The organism is Vibrio sp. ArtGut-C1 (genome assembly GCF_002105475.1).
Classification (GTDB): domain Bacteria; phylum Pseudomonadota; class Gammaproteobacteria; order Enterobacterales; family Vibrionaceae; genus Vibrio; species Vibrio diabolicus.
On the sequence record NZ_NCTH01000020.1, the window covers coordinates 40,163 to 62,207 of the forward strand.

At 44.9% G+C, this 22,045-nt stretch carries 19 protein-coding genes; all 19 read right to left on the bottom strand.

The genetic code is table 11. The features are described 5' to 3' along the window. Positions 1-6: 6 nt before the first annotated feature. Complete coding sequence (locus B7360_RS16365) at positions 7-684, bottom strand: hypothetical protein (protein ID WP_065969340.1); 678 nt, start codon at positions 682-684, stop codon at positions 7-9. Continuing rightward, a complete protein-coding gene (locus B7360_RS16370; protein ID WP_127891400.1) occupies positions 677-1,030 on the bottom strand; it encodes a hypothetical protein in 354 nt (117 codons plus the stop codon). Before B7360_RS16370 ends, B7360_RS16365 begins: the two co-directional genes overlap by 8 nt. A gap of 125 nt (positions 1,031-1,155) precedes the next feature. Beyond that, positions 1,156-3,573 carry a hypothetical protein gene (locus B7360_RS16375; protein ID WP_079879343.1) on the bottom strand — a complete coding sequence of 806 codons (2,418 nt, stop codon included), beginning with the start codon at positions 3,571-3,573 and terminating at the stop codon, positions 1,156-1,158. Then, entirely contained in the window at positions 3,574-5,184 is a 1,611-nt protein-coding gene (locus B7360_RS16380) for a hypothetical protein (protein WP_031856811.1), read from the bottom strand. Continuing rightward, positions 5,184-5,408 carry a hypothetical protein gene (locus B7360_RS16385; RefSeq protein WP_020840883.1) on the bottom strand — a complete coding sequence of 75 codons (225 nt, stop codon included), beginning with the start codon at positions 5,406-5,408 and terminating at the stop codon, positions 5,184-5,186. The genes B7360_RS16380 and B7360_RS16385 overlap by 1 nt, the downstream gene beginning before the upstream one ends. 121 nt (positions 5,409-5,529) lie before the next feature. Next, on the bottom strand, positions 5,530-6,390 hold the full coding sequence (locus B7360_RS16390) for a DUF4376 domain-containing protein (RefSeq protein WP_085344014.1): 861 nt from the start codon (positions 6,388-6,390) through the stop codon (positions 5,530-5,532). Then, positions 6,387-10,931 carry a hypothetical protein gene (locus tag B7360_RS16395; RefSeq protein WP_085344015.1) on the bottom strand — a complete coding sequence of 1,515 codons (4,545 nt, stop codon included), beginning with the start codon at positions 10,929-10,931 and terminating at the stop codon, positions 6,387-6,389. The genes B7360_RS16390 and B7360_RS16395 overlap by 4 nt, the downstream gene beginning before the upstream one ends. A gap of 19 nt (positions 10,932-10,950) precedes the next feature. Beyond that, the gene (locus tag B7360_RS16400; protein ID WP_085344016.1) at positions 10,951-11,622 is read right to left on the bottom strand and encodes a DUF6682 family protein; all 672 of its coding nucleotides are present in this window, start codon (positions 11,620-11,622) and stop codon (positions 10,951-10,953) included. Between the two features lie 8 nt (positions 11,623-11,630). Further along, entirely contained in the window at positions 11,631-12,209 is a 579-nt protein-coding gene (locus B7360_RS16405; protein WP_064490279.1) for a hypothetical protein, read from the bottom strand. After that, a complete protein-coding gene (locus B7360_RS16410) occupies positions 12,209-12,673 on the bottom strand; it encodes a hypothetical protein (RefSeq protein ID WP_020840888.1) in 465 nt (154 codons plus the stop codon). Before B7360_RS16410 ends, B7360_RS16405 begins: the two co-directional genes overlap by 1 nt. Positions 12,674-12,786: 113 nt before the next feature. Beyond that, a complete protein-coding gene (locus B7360_RS16415) occupies positions 12,787-13,233 on the bottom strand; it encodes a hypothetical protein (RefSeq protein WP_085344017.1) in 447 nt (148 codons plus the stop codon). 59 nt (positions 13,234-13,292) lie between these two features. Then, entirely contained in the window at positions 13,293-14,516 is a 1,224-nt protein-coding gene (locus B7360_RS16420) for a N4-gp56 family major capsid protein (RefSeq protein ID WP_021453721.1), read from the bottom strand. Between the two features lie 14 nt (positions 14,517-14,530). Beyond that, on the bottom strand, positions 14,531-15,643 hold the full coding sequence (locus tag B7360_RS16425; protein ID WP_164673225.1) for a hypothetical protein: 1,113 nt from the start codon (positions 15,641-15,643) through the stop codon (positions 14,531-14,533). A gap of 207 nt (positions 15,644-15,850) precedes the next feature. Further along, positions 15,851-16,336 carry a hypothetical protein gene (locus tag B7360_RS16430; RefSeq protein ID WP_085344019.1) on the bottom strand — a complete coding sequence of 162 codons (486 nt, stop codon included), beginning with the start codon at positions 16,334-16,336 and terminating at the stop codon, positions 15,851-15,853. Between the two features lie 26 nt (positions 16,337-16,362). Further along, complete coding sequence (locus B7360_RS16435; RefSeq protein WP_021485000.1) at positions 16,363-16,680, bottom strand: Gp49 family protein; 318 nt, start codon at positions 16,678-16,680, stop codon at positions 16,363-16,365. Between the two features lie 4 nt (positions 16,681-16,684). Further along, positions 16,685-17,197 (bottom strand): hypothetical protein, encoded by a 513-nt coding sequence (locus B7360_RS16440; RefSeq protein WP_020840894.1) that lies wholly within the window; start codon positions 17,195-17,197, stop codon positions 16,685-16,687. 19 nt (positions 17,198-17,216) lie between these two features. Further along, a complete protein-coding gene (locus B7360_RS16445) occupies positions 17,217-19,322 on the bottom strand; it encodes a portal protein (RefSeq protein ID WP_085344020.1) in 2,106 nt (701 codons plus the stop codon). An 11-nt stretch (positions 19,323-19,333) separates the two neighbouring features. Then, entirely contained in the window at positions 19,334-21,127 is a 1,794-nt protein-coding gene (locus tag B7360_RS16450) for a terminase (protein ID WP_020840896.1), read from the bottom strand. Further along, entirely contained in the window at positions 21,117-22,034 is a 918-nt protein-coding gene (locus tag B7360_RS16455) for a hypothetical protein (RefSeq protein WP_085344021.1), read from the bottom strand. Before B7360_RS16455 ends, B7360_RS16450 begins: the two co-directional genes overlap by 11 nt. Positions 22,035-22,045 lie beyond the last annotated feature (11 nt).

Sequence of the window (22,045 nt, forward strand, 5' to 3'; positions counted from 1 at the left end):
TAACGTTTAACTTAAACCGTATGAACTAGCGCCGCCCATTGGCGCAAAGCCATCGTCTGATTTCATACTTTTGTAAGTATCTGGTTTGAAGTAATTACTTAATCCCTGTCCAGCGCTTGATAGCACCTCTTTGCCTGTATCGGTGCCAGTAAGTAAAGAGGCACCAGCGCCAGCAACCGCCGCCGGAATAGATACGGCGTTAGCTTCATCAATTGCAGCTTGGTTGGCCTTACGCGCTGACGCCGCCGCAATATCGTTAAGCCCTGCCGTGGCTTGAGTCGCCTGACCTCGCCCCATTGCAACTACGTTTTGAAGATTGCCAGTAAAACGCTCGGTTACGTTGTGTTGGCCTTGCGCAGTAGTTTGTACCTCGTTGGCATTGGAGCCTGAGATTATGTCGTTTGAAGCGCTAGACGCCTTACCTGAACTTGGATTAAAGCCAGATGCCGACAATTGTTTTTGAGTCTGATTGACAGCCGAACTCGTTGCACTATTCGACGTTGTATTGGCCGCTCCTGCTATTTTCTCGTAGTTTGCCTCGTCCCCCATCTTTTCGGTGATACGCATATATTCGTTTTCAATTGGAACAAACACCTCTTGATATCTATTCCACTCTTTAGCCGCCACCTCTGCTGCTGCAATCTGATCGGCAGTTGGTTTTGCTTTTTCTGGCCCTTTACCCATTGTTTACCAGCCTTTTCTCAAACCTGATTAAACCTTGCTCATTGTACCCTACTTTTTTAAATCCGTGAGCGCGCCAAAGCCTGTACACACCTGCTCTTCGAGCCAATGAAACAATCTTTTCTGCTCCCACATCTTTAGCAAGTTGATAGTACGCATTGATGTAATCTGATATGCCATGCCCGTTATCAGACCATCCAAAAACCACATACATAACTATCTCGTTATCTTCGTGCGTCACCTCCAAAACTGCGCCACAACGCTCACCAACAAACAAGTGTGCATCACCACTATCCAACTTACTGATCACCTCTTTCGGCAAATCCGGCAAATCATCACGACCAGCCACGTAAACAAGCTTTCTCACAAGCATGTAGATATAATTGTTGTGATCAACTTTAGCGAACCGCACTTTTTACCCCTGAACGATCTAGAGCACCTTAACAAAATGGCGCAATTCCAAAAGCACTAAACCTAAGCTTTGTAGGTGAGCACTAATCCAGATGAGTTCCACACATGCCAAGAATTGTTTTCGTGGTTTCTTGCGCGCAAACTAACCTTATAAGCCTTACCAGCCGGAAGACTATGCCGCCAGATCGGTGAGTTTTGAGCGCTCATACCACCAACATCTTGACTATGAACAACCTCATCATTAATTAAAAAATCAAACCATGCACCGAACGTAGTCACATACACACTCCCCCAAACAACCTCACGATCCCAAGTAGCCATTGGAATATTTACTGAGTAGAGCGTCTGAATTAGTCCTGTAGTACTTTCTGTCTTCATAACCGTGTACGGATAAGGTTTTATTACATCACCAACGATCTGATTAACATTGAGACGACCTTGAATATCGCAAGAATCAGTAATCGTAACGTTCCTTAGCACACCAGAAGTCGCGGTAATTTTCCCCGAAACATCAGCATCAACCATTTTTGCCACACCAGCCGCGCTCACATAGAACTTGCTGTTCGGGTCATTAATCGTTGACGCTCGTAACGTTACGTTTGCGATCACTGTATTTGCTTGCACGCTTGTTGCCACTACATCGCCAGCAACCAGATCTCTAATGTCTGCAACCTTGATTGATGCAGTGTCGATTGCGAGTACATATTTTGGCGGAGCTGTACCAACTTGACCGCCGTTAACCCAATCCTGATAGGCTGGGTTTTTGATAGTGCCAAAAACCGGAACGATGCTGTTGCTACCTGTACCACCAGTATTCTTGTCGTAAGCGACCTTAAACCCTGCGTTCTTAACAACAAATTCTGCGTTTGCTGTGCTCGTATCAGTGGAAGACTTGGCTATAAGAGCAACACTAGCCGTCATTCCACCTATGCTTGTTTTAACGCCCCACAACGCAGAATAGCCATCATCAAGATCGGCCAATGCTTCACTAATCTGTGTGACTGAAGATGAAACGCCGTTAACCGTTGCATTAACTTTTCCAATCTCGGTACTAATCGCCTGATTGGTTTGCGTCTTTGTGTAGTAGTTCTTGGATAGATTCGAGCTAACACCGTCAATTGATGATTGCAGCGTCAAAGCAGATTTAGCAATGGCCTGATCGGTTTGCGCTTCAGTGTAATAGTTGTTGGCTAAGTTACTCTCAACCTCTCCAATTTTTGAAGACAATGAATTGGTTGCAATATTGATCGCCTTTTCAGTATCAACCCACGTTTTATAGTTGGTTGATAGATTGCTCTCAACTCCTTCAATTGACGCTGACAACGACGTATTTAATTGAGAAATTGCTGACGTTAGCTTGGCGTTCGTCGCGTAGTTTTGCTCAATGCTTGAAATCGAATCGCCTAACTGAGTTTCGAGATCTAACTTGGCAGTAGATATAGCCTTATCAAGCTCAACTTGAGTCGCAAACTCTTGGCCTACCTGCGCAAGAATTGACTCCCCATTAGACTGAATTTCTGACTTAACAGACTCTCTTAATGCCGATAACGCGCTATCAACTTCAACCTTCGTTGCGTACTCTCGTTTGATCTGAGCAAGAATTGATGTCTCGTTTTCCTCGATCTGAGAAGTAACCGACTCTCTTAAAACCGCCATTGCCTTATCGGTTTCAACTGCTGTGTAGTAGTTGGTTTCAATCTCGGCCCTTAATGTCCGGTTCTCTTCTCTGCGAAATGCGCTTTCCTTATCAACGGTTACAGCGTTTTGCATAGCTGCTTCCGCTAATAATACGTCGATATTCTCAATAGTTTCTGCGTCTGGAATGGATGAAAAATCAATGCCTTCTAATGCCTCCGGTAAAGGAATTAGTTCGGGATGTTCTTCCATCTCCTTAATGATCAGGTCAAGGTAATATTGAGGGTCAACAACGCTCTTTGCATGAGTACCATTAATTGAGTTAATCGCTGAACGTTCGCCTTTTAGGTTTACGAACTTGATCCAATAGTAATAATCACCCGTAGGCTCAATCGGCAATGAGGCAACGCTAGACGGAGTTGTTTGCACCACAATAGCATTTGCAAATACGTTATCTCTTGCTTGATAAATTTCGGTGTAAGCATGGCCTTTATATGGCGCGGTATCCCACGAAAGCAATGCGATACCAAAGCCAGATTTAACCACTAAGTTTTGTGGTGTAGTTGGCGTCTGAACTTCCTCACCAACAATCGGATCACCACTACCGCCGTCCGAACTTGGGATATTAATTGTGCTCTGTAATTTACCGTTTCTGTAGTCAGCAAAACCGAGCTTTTTCATATCTTCCCAAAGGACGGCTTTTTTGCCGCCCTCGCCACGCATACCGATCAACTGTTCCAAGTTGTCGGCAACTGCATCCATTACAGCGTCACTTCCTTTCTTGTGGGGAATAGATTGGAATTTACCCTTTAGCTTTTTGCCGCCTTGTAATGTACGAACTGCCATTTATCCGTAAACCTCTGCCATACTAGAAGCAATGATCACCTCTTCTAATATTCCAGTGCCATAAACTTCAAATTGCCATGAGTTGCCCCTTGCTGGTGGAATGCGTATAGGTCGATTAGTTAACGTACCTATCTCGTAATCTTTGATGACGACTCCATCAACGATAATTTTCATTCCAACCAATGCCGGATCTTCCGCTCGGATATACAGCGTACTAAGTGTTGGATACATGGCGTAATACTCTTTAGAACGCCAAACATACGCTTTAGGTTGGCCCTTGTTCCATTCAGCCAATTTTGTTCCATCTTCGCTTCGAACATAAAGCGTACCTGTCACTAAGTCAGTAAATCCAAGGTTTGAACCTAGAGAATGGAACGTAATGCCACCCGTTTTAGGGTCGAATATGAACGACTTATCAAGCGCCTTTCCGTAAAAAGCCAAATACTTTCCATCGTAGTAGTAAGCTTCAATGGTTTCTGGCTCCAATGCTTCCCACTGCTTAGAGTCAATAATATCTTTGGTAATTAGCTCAACGTCTTGACCAGTGAACGCACAAAGGCCATGAGGAGACGCATAGATAATTAGGTTGTCGATATTTCTCATAGAGCGCTTGGAAACACACGCTTGCATAGACTCAAGCTTTCGCCCACTGATCGCATCACTGGTGATACCTTGGAACACCCAAGGGTAACCTTTCGTGCCAACCAATAGCATATTGCTCACTGATTCCATTGCTACGATTTCGTGCTCTGTTGTGAGCTGATAATCTACAGGCCATGCGTGAAGCAAATACGGCTCACTAAAACAAACAGTTCGGTCATAGCCACCAGCCATAATTCCGTTAGGCATTAGGGTTAAAAACCGTAGCTTTTTGTTAGGCATTTCGTATTTTTCACTTTCCAGCGGGAACCCAAGATCATCGGCTGACTTATCATCCACAAACGTATTTTGTGAAATCGGAATTTCCCCAACCAGATAGAAGTCAGAAACACCACCCTCTGTTGACGTTCTATAGATTCGACGTTTAGTGATATTGCCGGATAAAACACCTTCACTTTGAAATGTCAGCGTAACCGTACTCTCTGGGAACTTAATTTCAGCTTGATTGCTGATCGGAGATTGCGCCCCTTCCTCTTCTTGTTCGCTAACAAGCGTGTAGACATAAAAACGAGTTTCGTCGTCGGTTGCCTCGTCTTCTTCTGGTAGAGGATCAGGAGCATTTACTTTTGCTGTCACGCCATGCTCTGGCGCTGGCACTCCTAATGGATAAGAGTCAACGGGAAGATCACCAACACCATTAAATATCTGGTTATTGGTAACGCGAACTCCGGTATCACTTGTAAAATAAACACGGTTCCAAGGGTCACCAACAATTGGCGACACAACCACATCAACATCAGTTTTCCACTTGAACCACCAATCTAAAAACTTATAAACCGTTTTATGGCTTTCCGTTAAGCCTTCATTAGTGTCCTTCAAGCCAAGGTAAGGCTGAAGGTTTCCAACCGGAAACTGACAATCTACCGCTTTTGTAGCATATTCATTTGGTAGGAGTCTCGGCGTCTGTTTTGGCCGTTCTCCAAAGAAAGTAGCGACGTTAATTCTAGGCATTATTTACCTGCTCTCTCTTTGTAATCAGCAACGGCTTTCAAGCCAGCAACATCGGCCTGTAGAGCGCTTATATCTTGGCGAATATCTTTTACATCAGTGCCAATGTTTTGTTGAGTCGTCTCGATACTGTTCAAGCGATAATTCATCACATAGCCAGTCCCAACTATCGAAGCACACAACATCACAACGCCTAGTGGATTGTTGTTTAGTAACTTCTCTAACATCTTTCGCCCCTTTCAATTCGGGGCACTTTCGCACCCCGTCATAAACTGCAATGCTTGACCAATAATAACTCGGAATAAAAACACTTTCTCGATTGAAAACAAAAATCACCAATCGAGAACTTTAGATTTCTAAAAATTCGAATGGAGTTTGCATATCCCCTTCTGTCCAAGTGGCATATTGATTAAATAGCTTTTCCAATCGAATCGCATAAGCATCTTTAATTTGTTGGATTTGATTGTACGTCAGTCTTACAGGTTCATTATTTGCTGCAATCCAGACCGTCTCTTTATCCAGCATATTATTTCGCTCTGCATACCATAGCGTTTCATCCATGTTGTTCCGGTCAACTTGGCGAACTTGGAACTCATATCCATGAATAAAGATGTTTGATAGTTTTATTTCATCTCGCAAAGCTTGCGCCTTGTTCCGATGAAACTCCGCGATCACATTGTCAGGCTTTCTCTCGACAACTGGCGTCTTGGTAACAGTAAACTCTTCATCATTGACCAAATAATCGTATTCACCATTATGAGTGTAATAATTAGCGTCGTATGACACTTCAATTACTTCATAAACGGCGCGGCGATTTTGCATATCGATCACTGGCCGCGCTGGTGGCAACGTGGCAACTTCTTCACCATCTTCGCCAATAGTGATTTCAGGAACAAAGTTCTCTACATCCACCAGCCATTGAAGATATTGATCGTGGTTTACTTGAAAATCTTCCCAAGCAATTGCTCGTTCAAGCTCTGGCTTAACAAGTTGCTCCCAAGACTTACCCTCCCAGCGTCTTTGGTTTGCATCCTGATAAGTAATTTCTTCAGGCTTATTAAGAACGATAACCGTGTATTGCTCAGTTATAGGGGAAGTTTCCTCCCCCTCTGCGTAGCCAATCACTCGTTCTCGAACATCTTCAGCATAATAATGCCGGATATTCTCATCAATATCGGTTAGAGCTGTGTAGTCGGTATCAATGATCATAAATCCACCCCACTAACTTGAGAACCAGAACGAGCTTTGTTCTTTGTGTAGCCGTATGGAATTGCCAGCTCATGCGTACCATATAGACATAAATCACCATTGAGATTCTTATATGTCCCAACCTCACTTACGATTCGCAGTTTTCCATCATCACCCCATAAGTCCGACTGTGAACCATATACGACCAAGAAAGGATCTCCCGTTGGAGCTGTGATATACACAAAGCCTTTTCCGTTCTCTAACCACACATCCCCCCAAGACGCAGTAAAAGACTTAACGCAGCGAAGCAACTTATTACCCAAAGCATTTGTAATACTTGGATCGGTTAAATAAAACTGACCAGCAACACCATCAGTCGCAGTGTTAGTGGACGTAATTTTGGTTACATTCAACGACGAATAGCTACCAACCCAAATCAACTCATTGAATGATAGATTTAAATTGGCCTGTTGGTTGTTTGAACTCTGACTCCACAACACTTTGATTGCTGAATCATCATAAGCTGGTTCACCTAGTGCAATACATTCATGCGTTGGCGAGAAATCAGGGTTACTAGCAAAATATCCATCAAGCAACGTACATTTGTTCAGCTTCACTGTTTGGCTGTGTGGATGCTTCTGCGAGTAGCCACTAACAACTTTGTTTATAAAACTTTCCCGTAATAATCCACCACGAGTACGATCATTAAACATCGTTGCGTAAACATCACCGACGCCATTAGCGCCATTTAATATAGGCTTGATGTTTGCTGATTTAGTAAGTTTTGCGCTAGCAGTATAAGAATGTAATGCAACGCGAGTTGATGGGATTGCAGAACTGTTATCACGCGCATTTAATGATGAAGCGAACGTATAAGTTCCGGTTTGCCAAGCTGCGTCACCGTCGCTCCAATACATTCGCAGATCCTTATCCACCGCAACGTGAGTCATCGGAAATTTATTTGCCACCAATGTATTGTTTGGAACAACCGGAATCCAGCCACCAAGCCAACCATTTGCTAGTTCAGTTTTAGCCAAAATGCGCTCTGGCGAACCAAGCACATCAATCATATTGAAATTGCCCGATATCTCAAAAGACGCATAGTCACCAATAACACCACAAATAACATCCCCAACAGCGTTACCTAACCTATCTTCCATTTCTAGGTAGTAATCAAGGTTAGTGTTTCTGTATATCTTCTTAACTTTCCTTACCACGCCATTGACGATCAAGCTACCAGAACACTCTACACCTTGTGCAATGCTGCTAGCTGTTGGGATCCAATCTGTATTTCCCAATAGTTTATTAGCCTCAATCCGCAAATAAGTACCATGAGCGGCGCTTACTGTGTATTGAGGAACAAACGAACGCATACGGGGAAGATGTTCTTTACCACGATAAGTACCTTCGATTAGCTTTTGGAAAACCTTAGCTGCTTCATCTTTGCTCCCCATATCCCAAGCAGATAAACGGTAGTCAATTACACCACCTTGACCTGAAGCATAGATAGCATCGTAACGTTTAGCATCAGGACGACCGTAATGACTTGATGCAATAGAACCACCATAAACGCCTGTGGTGTTCGAGAATGCAAAACACTTTTGTACGTTGATAAGATTCCTAGCACCTTCACCTTCATACCATTTAGAGTAACCGACACCGTCAGTTCTCCACGTTGCCGAACCCATAGGGTTAAAGCTTGGATGATAAGCACCTTTGTTTAATCGAGGAACTACACCGCAAACATAGAAATAACACTCACCGTTTACTGCGTAAGAACCATCTGAAGCATGAGAGAAACGAACTTTATACGCGCCCAAACTTTCATCTGGACGAATAGGTTCAACGTTGCCATCAAAAACGCCATACCCAAGAACATTATTAGGTTTACCAAATGAAGTGCCATTACCTCCGAGTACATCTTTAATGCCCTGTGGATTGACCACCGAACAGTTACCAAACACGCCGTAGAAATGTAAATAGTGTTGTGTTGCATCGACAGGACTAAAGCCTTCCCAATCCCCATTACCTGCACCTGCAATAGTTCTCTGACGGACACGCCATTGAACAAGGCGTCCATCATCAAGTAAATAAATGTTGTGTTCAGGATTAGAAACTAAAGCTCTCTTCTGCTCATCCGTTGCAGCCCAAAAGTCAACGCCTTTACCTTTTGAGCCTGTATCACCATCAAAAGCGGCATAATAAGTTACAGGTCGATTAGAGCCTGTAGTAGCAATACCTTCCATTGTGGAAGCAAGCGACTGAATACAACCATAAGGATAAACAAATGGATTGGACTTGCTGATTTCTTCTAAGAAGAACTCAAAACCAAACATATCAACACGCTCAATAACCACTTCTTCGGTTACTGGCCGCACATAATGCAACTTAAAGTGAGCAGTACCATTGGCGGCTGCACTATTCGCTATAAAGCGAATTGTTTTTGAGCTTGATTCTGTCGAAGTGAAAGTACATTTGTAAATGCCAGTCTTTCTAGGGTAATACCATGCTGTGGTACTATCCTCACCATCACTCGGTGACAAGCTAGTACAACCGCGCAGTGAAATACCTTGACCAATCTGACCGCCGCTATTAACTATTTCAAAACAGATTTCGTATTTCTGACCAGCCACAAGCTCAATCGGAAGATAAACACCAGACCACGCAGAAACATAGCTAACAGCTAGAACACCATTACCTGCATTATCAATAGTCGCATCGGCAGTAGATGGACGCCAATACTCTAAGCCGAGACGCAAATCAGCGTTTTTACAAGCTCCCTCAAATGCACGAGCAACTGCTTCATTACTATTAGCAGCAACATCCCCATACTTAGGATCAGCTTCCTTAGACAAATCTAGATTAACTTTACCAGAACCACGACAGTTACCAGTGGAGTCATAAACAACTGCGCCGTTCGGGGCTTCAGGAAACTTAATCGAAGCCCTTGGTTCAAACGCATCGTTGATATTAATCAGTTGCGAAATAAAGCCTGCGATATGCGTAACGGCATGGTTAGTTTTTGACGTTCCTGAAGCATTGGTGACCTTACCTATTCTTAGGCTATTTGGTGAATCTAACTGCGACCAAAGCCCCTCATTGACAGGAACATAATTACCAGAACTATAGTGACGACCAAAATCAACGAATCCACTAGCCGCAAACTGTTCACTAGCTAGCATTCGTGCTGCTTTCATGTTTGCTTCGCTTTGGCAATAGATTTGCCAACCAACATAACTACCGGATTTAATCTCTTCCGCTACTTGCTTTGTTTCATTCGCTAAGGCTTCAGTTTGCGTTTTCAGGGTTTGAGCATCGGTTTTACTTTGTGCTGCGCTTGTAGCTGAAGCAGCCGCTTGAGTAGCCTTTTGTGTTGCCGTTGATGCTGCTTGTTCGGCGCTCTGTTTTAGTGAAGTCATTTCACTAATTGCTGCGGTTGATTGCTGCGAAATGGCTGCTTTTTCTGTGGTAGCTAGATCCGTGATTTCGGTTTTGCTTGCACTAACTAAGGTGTTAATTGCACCCTTGCTCGTATCGGTAAGTGACGTAATGCTATTAGTGCCACCAGCCACTAGATCTGAAATTTCACCCTTACTCCTTGTCGTAAGAGTCGTAATATCTTTCTTGCTCTGAGTAGCAAGAGCCACAATGTCACTTTTGCTTTTGGTAGCTAGCGCCGTTATTTCACTTTGACTCGTAGAAGAAAGTGAAGAAATGCTGTCCGTTCCACCAGTAATAAGCTCGGCAATATCGCTCTTACCAGTAGTTACTTGCGCAGAAATCTGGCTCTTACTTGTCGTAACCAGTGTTGTGATTTCGCCCTTAACGGTAGTCGCTTGCGTAGCAATAGCCGTACTAATAGCAGTAGCCTTGGCATCAATTTCAGTTTTTGATGTACTTACAAACTGCTCAATATCTGTTTTGGTTTGCTGAACTTGAGAGGCTTTTAAATCCACATCGCTTTTTGCTTTGTTCACTAAAGCCAACGTATCCGCCGCATCAGCCGCATAGCTCTTCGCTGAATACTTGCCAGGTTCAACTTCGACACCTTGCGCCGCATTAGAGTATTGACGAACAAGATCTAGAGCTGCCTGTGTATTAGCTAGATCGTTTTTAATACTTTCAGACTGAGCGATCAGGTTTGTGATATCTGACACCAGTGTTTGAAGTGGCACAACCTCTATAGTTGAGCCGTCATCGGTGTGAATAAGAACCTTGTCAGCCGTTGATGTGTAATAACCTCGAAGGTCATCAAGCAACACTTGTTTTGAGTTGATAGCCGCCGCGACCATTGCGGCCACACGAGTTGCAATAGTTACTGAAGTATTTCGAATGATCGCATACTCACCATTTGCTGGTGGAACGCCAGTAAATGGTCTGAACAGTGACAAATGTTCGTTATCGGTGATCGATTCGACCTCATAAATACTGCCAGCTATGAACATGATATCGCCAGCTAGCGGTTTATTTCCGGCATCAACCCATAACGTACCAACGCCTACAACCTCTTTTGAGCCGTCGGTTACAGTTACCGTACCTCTTCGATACCAGCTACTACTCATTGTGCTCTACTCCAATTAATTAGCGTGGTTGGTTTTTGATATCAGCGCTCTTTTGTTGAACGATGCTATCTGCTTGGCTCTTGTCGCCTAGCATTGTTCTAAAGGCGTTTAATGCTGTGGTTGCACGAGCGGCGTTAGCGGTAAACTCCGCATCCTCACTAAATGCGCGGTAGACAAGCCACTCAATGATTACGTTGTCGTACATCGGGTTTAGTTCGCATTTGGTTTCAGAGTCGTAATCGCTTTCAGTTATTGGCGTAGGCACTTTTGCAAATACGCACTCAATGGTTGTTCCAGAAACTACCGGAGGATACATATAAAACGTGGTTGGATTTCGGTCATCGTAAAGCCACGCTTTGGCCGTGCTAGCAAGAGGCTCTGAACGCCATTCAGGGCGATAATCATCAAGCATCTTCAAATCCACATTGCCAGAAATGGCCGCGCCGCCTTTATTTCGCAGAACATCAACAACAAAACGAGCACCTACTGGAATTGTCTGAGTTGAACCCTCAACACAAACAAAGTCCTCATTGGCCGTTAGCGCATCAGATCGAATTGCTAGGATTGCTCGAACTGCCGAGTTGAACGCATCAACCCAAAACGCTTTATCCCAACGGATCATGTTTTTATCGACAACGAGACGAGCTGCCTCATCGATCAAGTGTTTGACCGGAGTGTTATTAGCAGACATACACACCTCTAGTAGAAATTGTGCTTGCGCACTTTGTTTTTGAATGAATTGAAGTTGTCTTTGCTTAGTCGGTAAGCGCAGCGATAACCCTCTATAAATTCACGCTCGTACATCAACGCGAGATCAGGGTTAAACCAATTTGTACCAACCTGTAGTCGGAGGCGGTAAGCAGCGCCAGCCGCTAGAGCTTCGCCGTAATTTTCAACTAGGTATGAATTAAGGTTGTTCTCATCGAAATTTAGCTTTGGTTTTAGTACCGCCGTAACGGTCACCACATCAAAGTGATTCGTGAATGTGAACTCGTTGGTTACAGGATCAAAAACGTAGTCGTCATTGACGTAAAGCGGAGAACCGCAATTACTCACTACGCTGTCAATTTTTAGAATTGCTGAATCGGTAGGAATGCCAGCAACCGGAATTTGCACACCAGACACAACGGCGGTCAATTTGACCTTTGTTTTTAGGAACTCTGATTTCTCGCAAAACTCGCGGTAAGAGTCGCGCAAGGCGTCATCCATCATGATATCGACAACGCCAGCGCAACGCTGACGCACTAACCGATATAAATCAGATAGTGCGCTCATCATTAAGCCTCTGGAATACCGTGTTTAGCGTGTAGCTTGTCACGCACTGCCATGCGTAGAGCTGACGCATGTGTTTCGCCTTCTGGAACTTCCAACGCTAACGGATCAATCGGAAGCTCTTCTGCTAGGATAACGGTTTCAAGTTTCGCCTTGGTGTATTTGGAAATGTTGACGACTTCACCATCAACCATAACGAGCCAAGTGTTTGCTTTCTCTTCTTCAGCTTTTAGTTGCGCCGCTCGTTCCGCTAGTTGCTGACGCTTTTGCTCTTCAGCTTGTAGGCTCTCGATAAGAGACTGAGCACTTTCAGGAGTAGCAAAACAAGATTTGATTTGCAGTAATCGGTGCGCCACTTGTTCCGGTACGCTGGTTGGTTCGCCACGGTTAAAGTAGTAGTCACGGCCAAGCGTGTTTACTTTTTTAATTGGCTTTTCACCGATCCAAACAATTTTCTTTTCTGCTGTCATAGTCAATACCCTTATGTGTATTCGATGTGTTGAGCTGCGGCCATTGCCACGGAGCATATAAAAAAGGCCAGCCAATTATCTGACTGGCCTGTTTTTCAACAGAGTGGACTATCTTAGATAGTGCCGACTGAAGTGGTGTAAATCGCTAGACGGATCTTGTCTGCTGGAACTGCGGCACCTGCGAAAGTAAGAACTAGACACTTATCTTTTTCAGCAACATCTTCTGACGGGAAGTAACCAGCCGCATCCGAAGACAATACGCCAGCCGGAACCGCCGTAGCCGTACCGATCACATCTTCTAACTTGGTGCCAACTTGAGGCTCGTGAATACCATCACATAACAAGGCTTCGTTCAGAGTAGCCTTAGCAGTTAAGCTTGCTACTGCTTCGCCGTTGGTAAGGATCTTCACTTCCACCAGCTTCACGCCAGCCTCTAGGCTTGCCGCGATAACTGAATCATTGATTTCTGCCGCCGGAACTTCAGCAAACATCACTGAAAGGTTACCGTGAGTACCGTTGTAGACGTTTTGCTTAACGGCTGGTGATACTTTAACTGCCATTGCAATTCTCCTTTGATTCCGATGAATAAAGGCTGGCTAGATAGCCAGCCAGTCACTTATTACTTAGATAAACCGCCAACGGCTGTATCTAGCACCATTACGCCGTAGTCATTGATTCGGCCATTCTTCTCTTGGAAGCGAACTTTCTTAACGCCGCTCATCCAAGCGATAGACGTTTCACGACCGTTGCCGTGGTCAACCTTCTCGGTGTGCATAGAGAACTGAGCACCGCTTGAAGATTTACCGTAAGCCACTGCTAGCGCTTGGCCGCCAAGTAGGATTGCGCGGTCAATTACGGTAGCTGCTGTAGCTTCAGTTTCAGTGCCGTTGCCGCTTGCTGCGCCAACTTTCACTTTAGAGCCAGCATTGAAACGTACTGGTTTGCGGTATTGACGAACCAAGATGTTGCGCCACATTAGGCGGTCACCTTGGAATAGTGGATGCTTAAAGCCTTGCGAACGGTTAACCGCATTCGCGATCAGCTCTTGCACTTTGCCAGCCCCTTGAACGTCAGCCCATAGGTCGGCCCATTGGCGCGGAGTAACAAATAGAACGTAGAAAGGTGATTCACCGTAAAGCTCATCAGCTTCGAAGCGGATAGGCTTGATTGGATGTGCCATTTCTTCTAGGTAAAGCGCAATTTCATCGATCTTCGCTAGGGTTAGCGTGTCGGCTGCCACGATATCTGCAATACCCGTTGCGTCACCACCGAAGAAGTGGCGATCCGCTGTAGGAGCGGTAACAGGGTTAACCATGATTTCACCAAACATTGGATGATCCGCAGTTGGAACAATCATGTCGGAAGGCATGAAGTCACCACGCGCACCAGCTAGGTGATACGTTGCGATTTCATCTTGCAGATCGTTGAAGTAGTTACCAAGCATTGTACGAGCTACTTGAAGTAGGTTTTGCTTGGTGCGTTGTTGAGCCATCTTACCGCCTGAATCGACGTTATGACGGCCTTGGTTAATGACTAATTCAAACTCAACTTTTGATAGAGACTCGCCACGACCTTCGATTTTTTTATCGCCCATCGTTGGCATACCGCCCAAGTTGTGGAACAAATCCATTTCAACTGTGTCACCAGCCTGTTTTGTAAGGTCGGTGATCATTACAACTGGCGCACCAGCTTCAGTTTGAGTTTTGTTTCGGTTGCGGTCTGCTGGCACTGCCTTTGGAGCTTTACCAGTTAGCATGTTTACAAAAGTGTTTTGGCGGCGCGTATGAGTAAACAGCGCGGCACCAAACGCTTTAGCAGCTTGAGCTTTAGTGATAGTAGTCATTATGAAATCCTCGACTAATCTAGAGCTATCACCGCTTGAGCTAGGAACTCTTCAACCTTCTCTGGCGACATATTGGCAAGTGATTGCTCAAGCGCTAGTGCGTCTTGATTCAACAATGCCTGATTAGCTGCCGCCGTAGTGTCCAGTGAAGAACCACCTAGACTAGACGGTGAATTAGGTACAACGGTTTGTTTTTCTGCCGTTTGTTGAGGTTGCTGCTGGCCTTGCTCGGCTTGTTTCTGTGCCTTTTCAGCATCAATTGACGCTTGAACCGGATCACCGAAAGCGGCCTTCACTCGGCGTTGCACTTCTGCAAAGCGTTCTTTTAGTGGCATGGCTTGGAACGCTGGATCATTCTTGAGCTTGTTGTCGATAACTAGGGCCATATCCCAACGGTCACAGTCACTCGATTCCCAAGTGCGAAGTTCTGTTAGTTCGTCAGCGTTTAGCGCGTTAGTAACTTCGTTAACTCCGTCATTGGCTTCTTGTTGAGTGGTCGCAGCCTTACTTTGAAAACGCTTAACTAGCGCCGTTAGTAAATTTGCCGCCGTTTCTGGTAACTCATCACGCAGCGCATTGATCGCATTTTCATCGTTCAGCAATTCTTCAGGTAGCTTTTCAGGCGTAATGCCAGCTTCTTCTAATTGCTTGGTGTATAGCTGTAGTTTTTCCTTGGCGGTTGTAGCTTCACTTAACTGTTGCTCTAGCTCCTGCATACGGCTTGACGCTTCGCTCGCCTGATTGCGAGCCTTTTCTAGAACTGCATAAGGAATCGTATGTTTACCGTCCTTACTTGCTACCGCTGCATTGTCTGGATCAACTTCAATGTAGAGCTTGCCGTCAATCTCTCGAACCCCAATGCTATCTTTGGCCGCATTCGTTTTAGGCTCTTGGCCCTGTTCTGATTTATCTAGGTTGGCGTCACCTTTTGGCTGAGTAGTGTCAATAACACTTGGTAGTGCCTCATCTTCCTCGCCTACGCCCATTTCGTTATCAGTCGAATGGTTGTCTTGGTCATTTTCACCGCTGAGAACGCCCAAATCGTCATCTAGGTCAATTTCATCTAGCAGTGCGTCAATGTCTTCGACGTTGCCAGTTAATAGTGCTTGGTCAAGTTCTATAGTCATAATCCCCTCATGTGCGCTTATCGCTGCGCTTGCGTTTGGTTTGTGCTTATCGCCGCACTTGCGAACAAGAAAGCCAGCTAACGCAATCGCGCTAACTGGCTTTTTTATGTTCTCGTGTTGCGTTAGTTTTTCGCCGCACACTCAATTTGCTGATAAATGTACCACAAATTTACGAATGCAAACTAAAAATTAACGTTCGATAATTACCTAGACGTAACGAGTCTCACCTGATTTAGTAAACAACAGGATTACATTCTCTGATGCATCTTCTGGTAAGTTGAACACATCCAAGTGCAACCAGCTCACACCTTCTTCCATTCTCGTTAGATAAGGGAATCGGTCTTTGTGTTTGATAATCAAATCACGCAACTCTTGAGCCGTGTAATGATTACTAATCAAATCAACAGCTTGCCCTCTGCCATGCGCAGAGAATGGAGTGAAATGTTTGTCACTCGCAAGTCGCAGACCTGAGTAACCACGAGATCCACCAGCTTTCCAGTTGTTACAGATAAGCGCCGCTTTCTTCGGATCGATTTCACTAAGCAGCGTTCGCAGCTCATCAATGGTGATCAGCAATCGAGCATCCATACCAAGCATGGCCTTTTCACCACGCGCCTGATAAGCAGCTTTGCTCACAAGTTCCCAAGTCTTAAACCATTTAGGTCGATAGCTTCTTAGTCGTTTGTCATACATGGCTTTTCTCTCCAAACAATTACGTCTTATGCACTCATCTTTCTGTAAGCTTCTAGCTTGTAGATCTCTTCGAATGTGTTGTTAAAACTCACTTGTCGGCCAATCTGGTCACGCCAGTTTTCAGGGTCGATACAAGTTGCTGGTTTACCAACAACAACAAAGCCGCCTTTCATCTTGATGCCGCAATACATGAATTTATTACCTGCAAGCGTGACGGTTTGAAAATCAATCTCTTCAATTCGATCAACAATGTCTTGAGGCTTTACACGTTTGCCAGTGCAACCTAGCTCTTCCATCATTTCTTGAATTTCAGTATTCGGCTTAAACTCGGCTGGTAATTTCATTTACTTACTTCCCCCACTTCATAAACTTCATTGGTTGCTTTGTTCGACCTAAGCCCTGCATCATCGTTGAGCCTAGCCAAAACACGATAGCCGTTGAGAACGCGCCCATTACCTGACCTGCGATCATGATAATTAGTTGCTCGTATGATTTTGGAACCGTCCACCAAAACAATGAGCAAAACATACCTGACACCATGACACACAAGATCAGAGTTAACGCTGAAGGCATCCAGTGATCGCCGTGTGCGTCTCTCGCGTCTTGTGTGTCTGTTAGCTGCATAGATAACTGGTTAAGCGCCATTTCTTGCAACTTAACTGCGTGTTGATTCTGAAACTCAATAATCTTTGTTAGAGCTTCAGGGTTTTCTATCAGCTCTTTGATAACGGCGTCCGGTGTATCTTTGACACCAAGAACGCCAGCGATCAGAGTACCTATTGTTTTACCAGTGGCACCGCCAAGTAATGAACCAACCAAAGGGGCGGATTCGCCCACAATGTTTTTAACTTGTTCCCACACTTCTAGTTACCTCTTACATTTAGATTTGAAGGTTTAGCAATTGCTGGTCGATGTTCGCTAATATTGCATTAACTGTGCTATCTGCTTGTGCTTTGACTTCTGCGACCTCCTGTAAAACTTTCGCAGTTTCGGCCTCAACCTTGTTGTCTTTAACGTCTTGGCTTTCTGCATCACGTTGTAGTTTGGCAATCTTGGCCTGTAGTTCTTCAACCTTGGCCGCTCCTAAAGCAACCTCGTTTTGTAGCTGCTGCATTTGAATTTCAGCCATTTCTTGCTGCTTGCGTTGTTCTTCCTGCATAGCTGCTTGTTCTTCTGGCGTCATATCTTCCGGCGCTTTTGGAATGTTTAGAGTTTGTCTGATACGGTTCAGGATCTCTTGCTTGTTAGGTACATCCATTAACTCGACAACCATATCTAGCGTTGCCATTTGAATTTGTGGTGGCAACTGAGCAACTAGCGCGGTTAGTTGTTGAGCCATTTGAGCGCGGAATGTGGCAGTTTGCTGGATTGGAGCTTGAGCAATATGACCTTTCCAACGCTTAACGTCGTTGGTCACTGTGCCGTCGTCATTGGTCACGTTTAGGTGAATGACTTTTCGCTTATGAGCGTCTTGCTTGTTGATAGTTACAGCGATATTGCTTTGCTTCGCTAGGTCTTCGATTAGATAGGCCATTAACAGATCAGCTACTCGTGTTCTCGAATAGTGATAGTTGTCATTGATCTCTGCTAGCGTAGTCGCGCCTTGTTCCACTAGCGAGTTAATAGCCACTCCGCTGGTGGCTGAAGAGTCTTGGCCCAACATTGCATTGTAGATACCAGCAACGTCTTGGATTTGCTTCATTGAGTCCTGCATAACAGTAAACTGCTGACTCGCAATATTGAAATCTTGCTGAATCTGGATAGCTTCACTGATTGATTTCTTGTTCTTGCGATCAGGGTTTAACTCAATGTAACCATCTGCACGTTCGACCTCTTCGAGCAAGTCTTCGCGGCTCATATTGGTTGCGTCTTGGTCTGCAATGACACGTTTAGCTTGTAGCAGCCACGTAAGCTTCATACGACGATAGTTGATCTCATCTTGAGCACTAATCATTCGGCTTACAACACCATAAGGTTGGCCGGATTTATCCATTCGATAACCGAAGAACGGAACAATTGGAAAGTATCCGATCGGTGCAACTGATTTACGATCAATGATTCTATGAATACCAACAAACCACGCTTCGCGTACTGCTGACCATGTAGCAATTCGTGGTTTAAATGTACCCATTTTTACGCCAACGGCTTGAGCGATATTATTTGGATTGTATTCAACTGTTCGGCCATTCTTTAGGTCGATGACATAACCGCGTCTAAATGTACGGTAGTAGATAACCTGTAAGCAGATACGGCCACGCGCCTGATCTAACCATTCAGACGTATTTCGATCCCAACTCTCAAATTCATGGTAAGCAGCAAGCAAATCTTGGTCTTGCTCTTCGTAGCTTTCAAGGTTTGCAAAGTCTTCCCAATTATTCATTGCTTGGCGAATGATTTCGGCGTGTTCAGGGAAATGAGCAATAGCCTCGTCAACGTCTACCCAACGTTTACGCAGCAACCATCGAGCATCAGACAAGTCGGCCTCTTGAGCGTTCCAGTCCCACCACATTTCCTGACGGCGAACTGGCTTGATGTTGTAGCCACCACCATAGAAAGGATCGTCATTTCTGGTAACTTCTACCCAACCAATACCAGCTTTAATTTGTGAAGCGTAAGCGTCGGCATTAGCGCGATCAGCTCGTGCAAGTCGCCACGCATCTTTAAACTTCTCCTGAAGTGCATCGCGTAGCTCTTCGCCGTCATCGTCATCGGCTGTAAGTACAAGATCAGTTCGTGTTCTTGCTTCCATACCTAAAACGGCGTCAATAGCTGGCGCTATTAGGTTATTGATAATGATCGGTTGTCCACGTTCTTCGTAGACTTGTTTTACTTCCGGCGCTAGTTGGTTGCCGTCGTAGTAATCACAACACTTTTGCGCTGGGTCGCGCCAGTTTGGTTGTGCTTCCACGTTTGAGACTAATCGGCGTAATTGAGCAAGGTTAAAGCCCTTGCCGTCATGCTCCGCATGGTCTTCATTCCAAGCCATAAATTCTCCCCTCACTTAGTACGCCAATCGCTTGAGCGCTTGGTGCGTGGCTGTAACTTGGTCATGGTTCTAGGCATTCGAACAACCATTTCTAGCGCAATCGCATAGCTCATCACTTGGTCATCAAATGCGCCTTCAATTGCGTTCATGCTTCCTTTGGAGTCATAAACGTAGGTATTCAGCTCTGTAACTGTCCCGATCCATCGAATGCCCGACGTATTATTGCGCAATTGCTCATTTAAGTTTGAAATAATTATCGGCTTGGATTTACGAGTGGTAAGCCAGCCTAATCGTCCTGTTTCTTCGTCCTCGTCTTCCTTGTCGTGGTGTTCTTCTTGGTAGATTCTGGATATTGGATAGATATCGCGTAGAACGTTTAAAACGGCGTGGCCGTGGTTGTTTCGTTCTGGCGCAGCGTAGGCCGCTCTGCCGTTTTTACCTGCGTACATCTTTCCAATGATTGCGATAATCTTTGCAAACTGGTCTGTGTCGATATGACCAAACCAATGAGCAACTTGATTGCCAGTTTCGTCCAGCACATCAATTGAACCTCTGTCCCCATGCTCCAGACCTTCCGCAACGTCAGCGCCAAGGGCGTAATCCTTTTCTGGATCAGGCAATTCCCAAATAAGCAAATAGCCCTGTAATCCGTTCTGCATGTTCTCGCTTTTACCTTCACGGTTTACGCTATCTCGAACATCAAACATTGCACCTGTCTCTGGATTAACGTCATAGACAAGCAACGGTTTGGTACAAGCTGACTCCGCAGCCATACAGGAAGGAGCGCTAAATACACGACGGCCTGACGTTAAGAACGCCTCTTGTGGTGTACTTGGATACTCTTGTTTTGTGTACTCTTCGTAGTGGTTATAGGTTTCGACATACCACTGCTTTTGCTCATCCGTTAACGGTCTACCCAAGTGACGGATCACGAATGGCTCAATCGACTTAAAGTATTCAATAAAGTATTTGGATAGCTTCAATCCGCCTAATGGCAATGGTGAGTAATATCTAGGATGAGTGAACCAAGGAATGAATCTAAAGTGGAAATCTTTAGCACCTAACTTCACTCCGCTATGTGCTCGTTCCTCGGCTTTCTTACACAACTCAAAAAAGAGTCCTGCCGCGCCTTCTGCCGTCGATTCAATAAAGAGTTTGCAACCTTCGTGAACAGTAGGCATCGAACCTGTTTGGATCTCTTTGGCCTTTTGTGGGTAACCTGCACAAATACGGCCCAACTCTGAAATATGTAGAAACTGCAACGTACCGGAACGGAATGACGTTGCAACACGGATTCGTGAACCATTAGAAAAACTGAGTCGGCCACCGTTAGCGCCACCAGCTCGTTGAACTACACGAATGCGAGAGCGCAAGTAATTAGGCAAATTGTTATATGGAAAGACAACCTTTGTCTGGAAGATAGCGCCAGCACTCTCCAAATCTTGCGCGATAATACCTGCGGCATAGTTCTTATTGAATAAACACGAGTCCAGCGCGTACAAGTCGATAAAGGTACTAAAGCCCAACTGACGCGCTTTAAGAATCAATTCAAAGGTATGGGCTGTTTCAAATAGATCTCTCTGAGCGTCACGCATTCGAAACGTGACAACGCGACCTTTATCATTCTCTATCTTGTAAAGGTTGTTTAAGCGCCATTCCTTACAGGTCATATAGTTCCTGAAGTAACGGCGCTTCTCTGGCCGTGAAAGCGCTTTGAATTGCTGATCGGTAAGCGCTGGCATAACTAGGTTTATGCCACGGCCATTAATAGAATCCTTATACGGCTGAATACCATCATTCATCATCGTTCAACACTCCACCTTTATCTTTGAAGCGCTGAATGATTTCATCGTCATCCAAATCTTGAACTTCATCTAGCAACATACCTAGATCATCATCGTCGCCTAGACCTTCACGTTGTTTCTGGTCGAGATCATGACGAGCAAGCGCAGCTTGAGCCTTAGCCTTGTCAGTATTCGCTTCGGCCAACGCAATGCCTTTGCGTTTAAGGTTGGTATCAACTTCGACTTGTGTGGTTTGAGCGATAACCTTGCTTATTGCTCGATTGGTTAATCGACGGTTCGCCATTTGGCCCTCTAAATACTCAAGCTTTCCGGTGTGGTGGCAAACCATGCCAAAACTCGACTCGATTCGTTTCTCAAGTCGGTCAATAAACTCCTGCTCTAGTTCTGTAGGTTTATCGCCACGTTCTTCCAGCTCTTTGAGGAAGTCAGCTAATTCATCTTTGTATTGCGTGTAGCACTCAAGCGCCTGAAGAGCGGCAAGCTTATGCACTTCTAACTTAAATTCGTCATCGACTTGATGAGAGTATTTAACTAGGTTGCCAAATGCTTTAGTCATCAAGCCATGCACGAAAGCGTTGCTATTTCCCTTTGGAGCGCCAGCGCCAGTTCGACGGCCACCGTGTCCATTTTTGGCACTTGATTGATTCGCGGTTTTCTTGCGTTTGATTTTGGTTTTGGGCGGTGTGATCCCTTTGGGTTGTAATTTTTCGCCCTGAACTTCTTCGTTGTTCGCGTTCTGTTCGCTTGGTTTGTTCTCTTTTCTCTGTAACAGTTTGTTATTTAAGTATTTTATTGCTGTGGAGTAGACTAAACCATTGCGAACACAAAACGTCTTAACGTCAACGCCAGTTTCTTCGTATTCGCTAAGGTATTGTTTTTTAATGCGTTCCCAATTAATTCTCGCCACTTCTCTAACTC

Coding starts and splice junctions, on each gene's coding strand:
- B7360_RS16450 (WP_020840896.1), bottom strand. CDS start 21,127: ATGATGAATGATGGTATTCAGCCGTATAAGGATTCTATTAATGGCCGT.
- B7360_RS16380 (WP_031856811.1), bottom strand. CDS start 5,184: ATGCCTAGAATTAACGTCGCTACTTTCTTTGGAGAACGGCCAAAACAG.
- B7360_RS16390 (WP_085344014.1), bottom strand. CDS start 6,390: ATGATCATTGATACCGACTACACAGCTCTAACCGATATTGATGAGAAT.
- B7360_RS16400 (WP_085344016.1), bottom strand. CDS start 11,622: ATGTCTGCTAATAACACTCCGGTCAAACACTTGATCGATGAGGCAGCT.
- B7360_RS16420 (WP_021453721.1), bottom strand. CDS start 14,516: ATGACTACTATCACTAAAGCTCAAGCTGCTAAAGCGTTTGGTGCCGCG.
- B7360_RS16425 (WP_164673225.1), bottom strand. CDS start 15,643: ATGACTATAGAACTTGACCAAGCACTATTAACTGGCAACGTCGAAGAC.
- B7360_RS16375 (WP_079879343.1), bottom strand. CDS start 3,573: ATGGCAGTTCGTACATTACAAGGCGGCAAAAAGCTAAAGGGTAAATTC.
- B7360_RS16405 (WP_064490279.1), bottom strand. CDS start 12,209: ATGATGAGCGCACTATCTGATTTATATCGGTTAGTGCGTCAGCGTTGC.
- B7360_RS16435 (WP_021485000.1), bottom strand. CDS start 16,680: ATGAAATTACCAGCCGAGTTTAAGCCGAATACTGAAATTCAAGAAATG.
- B7360_RS16415 (WP_085344017.1), bottom strand. CDS start 13,233: ATGGCAGTTAAAGTATCACCAGCCGTTAAGCAAAACGTCTACAACGGT.
- B7360_RS16395 (WP_085344015.1), bottom strand. CDS start 10,931: ATGAGTAGTAGCTGGTATCGAAGAGGTACGGTAACTGTAACCGACGGC.
- B7360_RS16445 (WP_085344020.1), bottom strand. CDS start 19,322: ATGGCTTGGAATGAAGACCATGCGGAGCATGACGGCAAGGGCTTTAAC.
- B7360_RS16365 (WP_065969340.1), bottom strand. CDS start 684: ATGGGTAAAGGGCCAGAAAAAGCAAAACCAACTGCCGATCAGATTGCA.
- B7360_RS16385 (WP_020840883.1), bottom strand. CDS start 5,408: ATGTTAGAGAAGTTACTAAACAACAATCCACTAGGCGTTGTGATGTTG.
- B7360_RS16430 (WP_085344019.1), bottom strand. CDS start 16,336: ATGTATGACAAACGACTAAGAAGCTATCGACCTAAATGGTTTAAGACT.
- B7360_RS16410 (WP_020840888.1), bottom strand. CDS start 12,673: ATGACAGCAGAAAAGAAAATTGTTTGGATCGGTGAAAAGCCAATTAAA.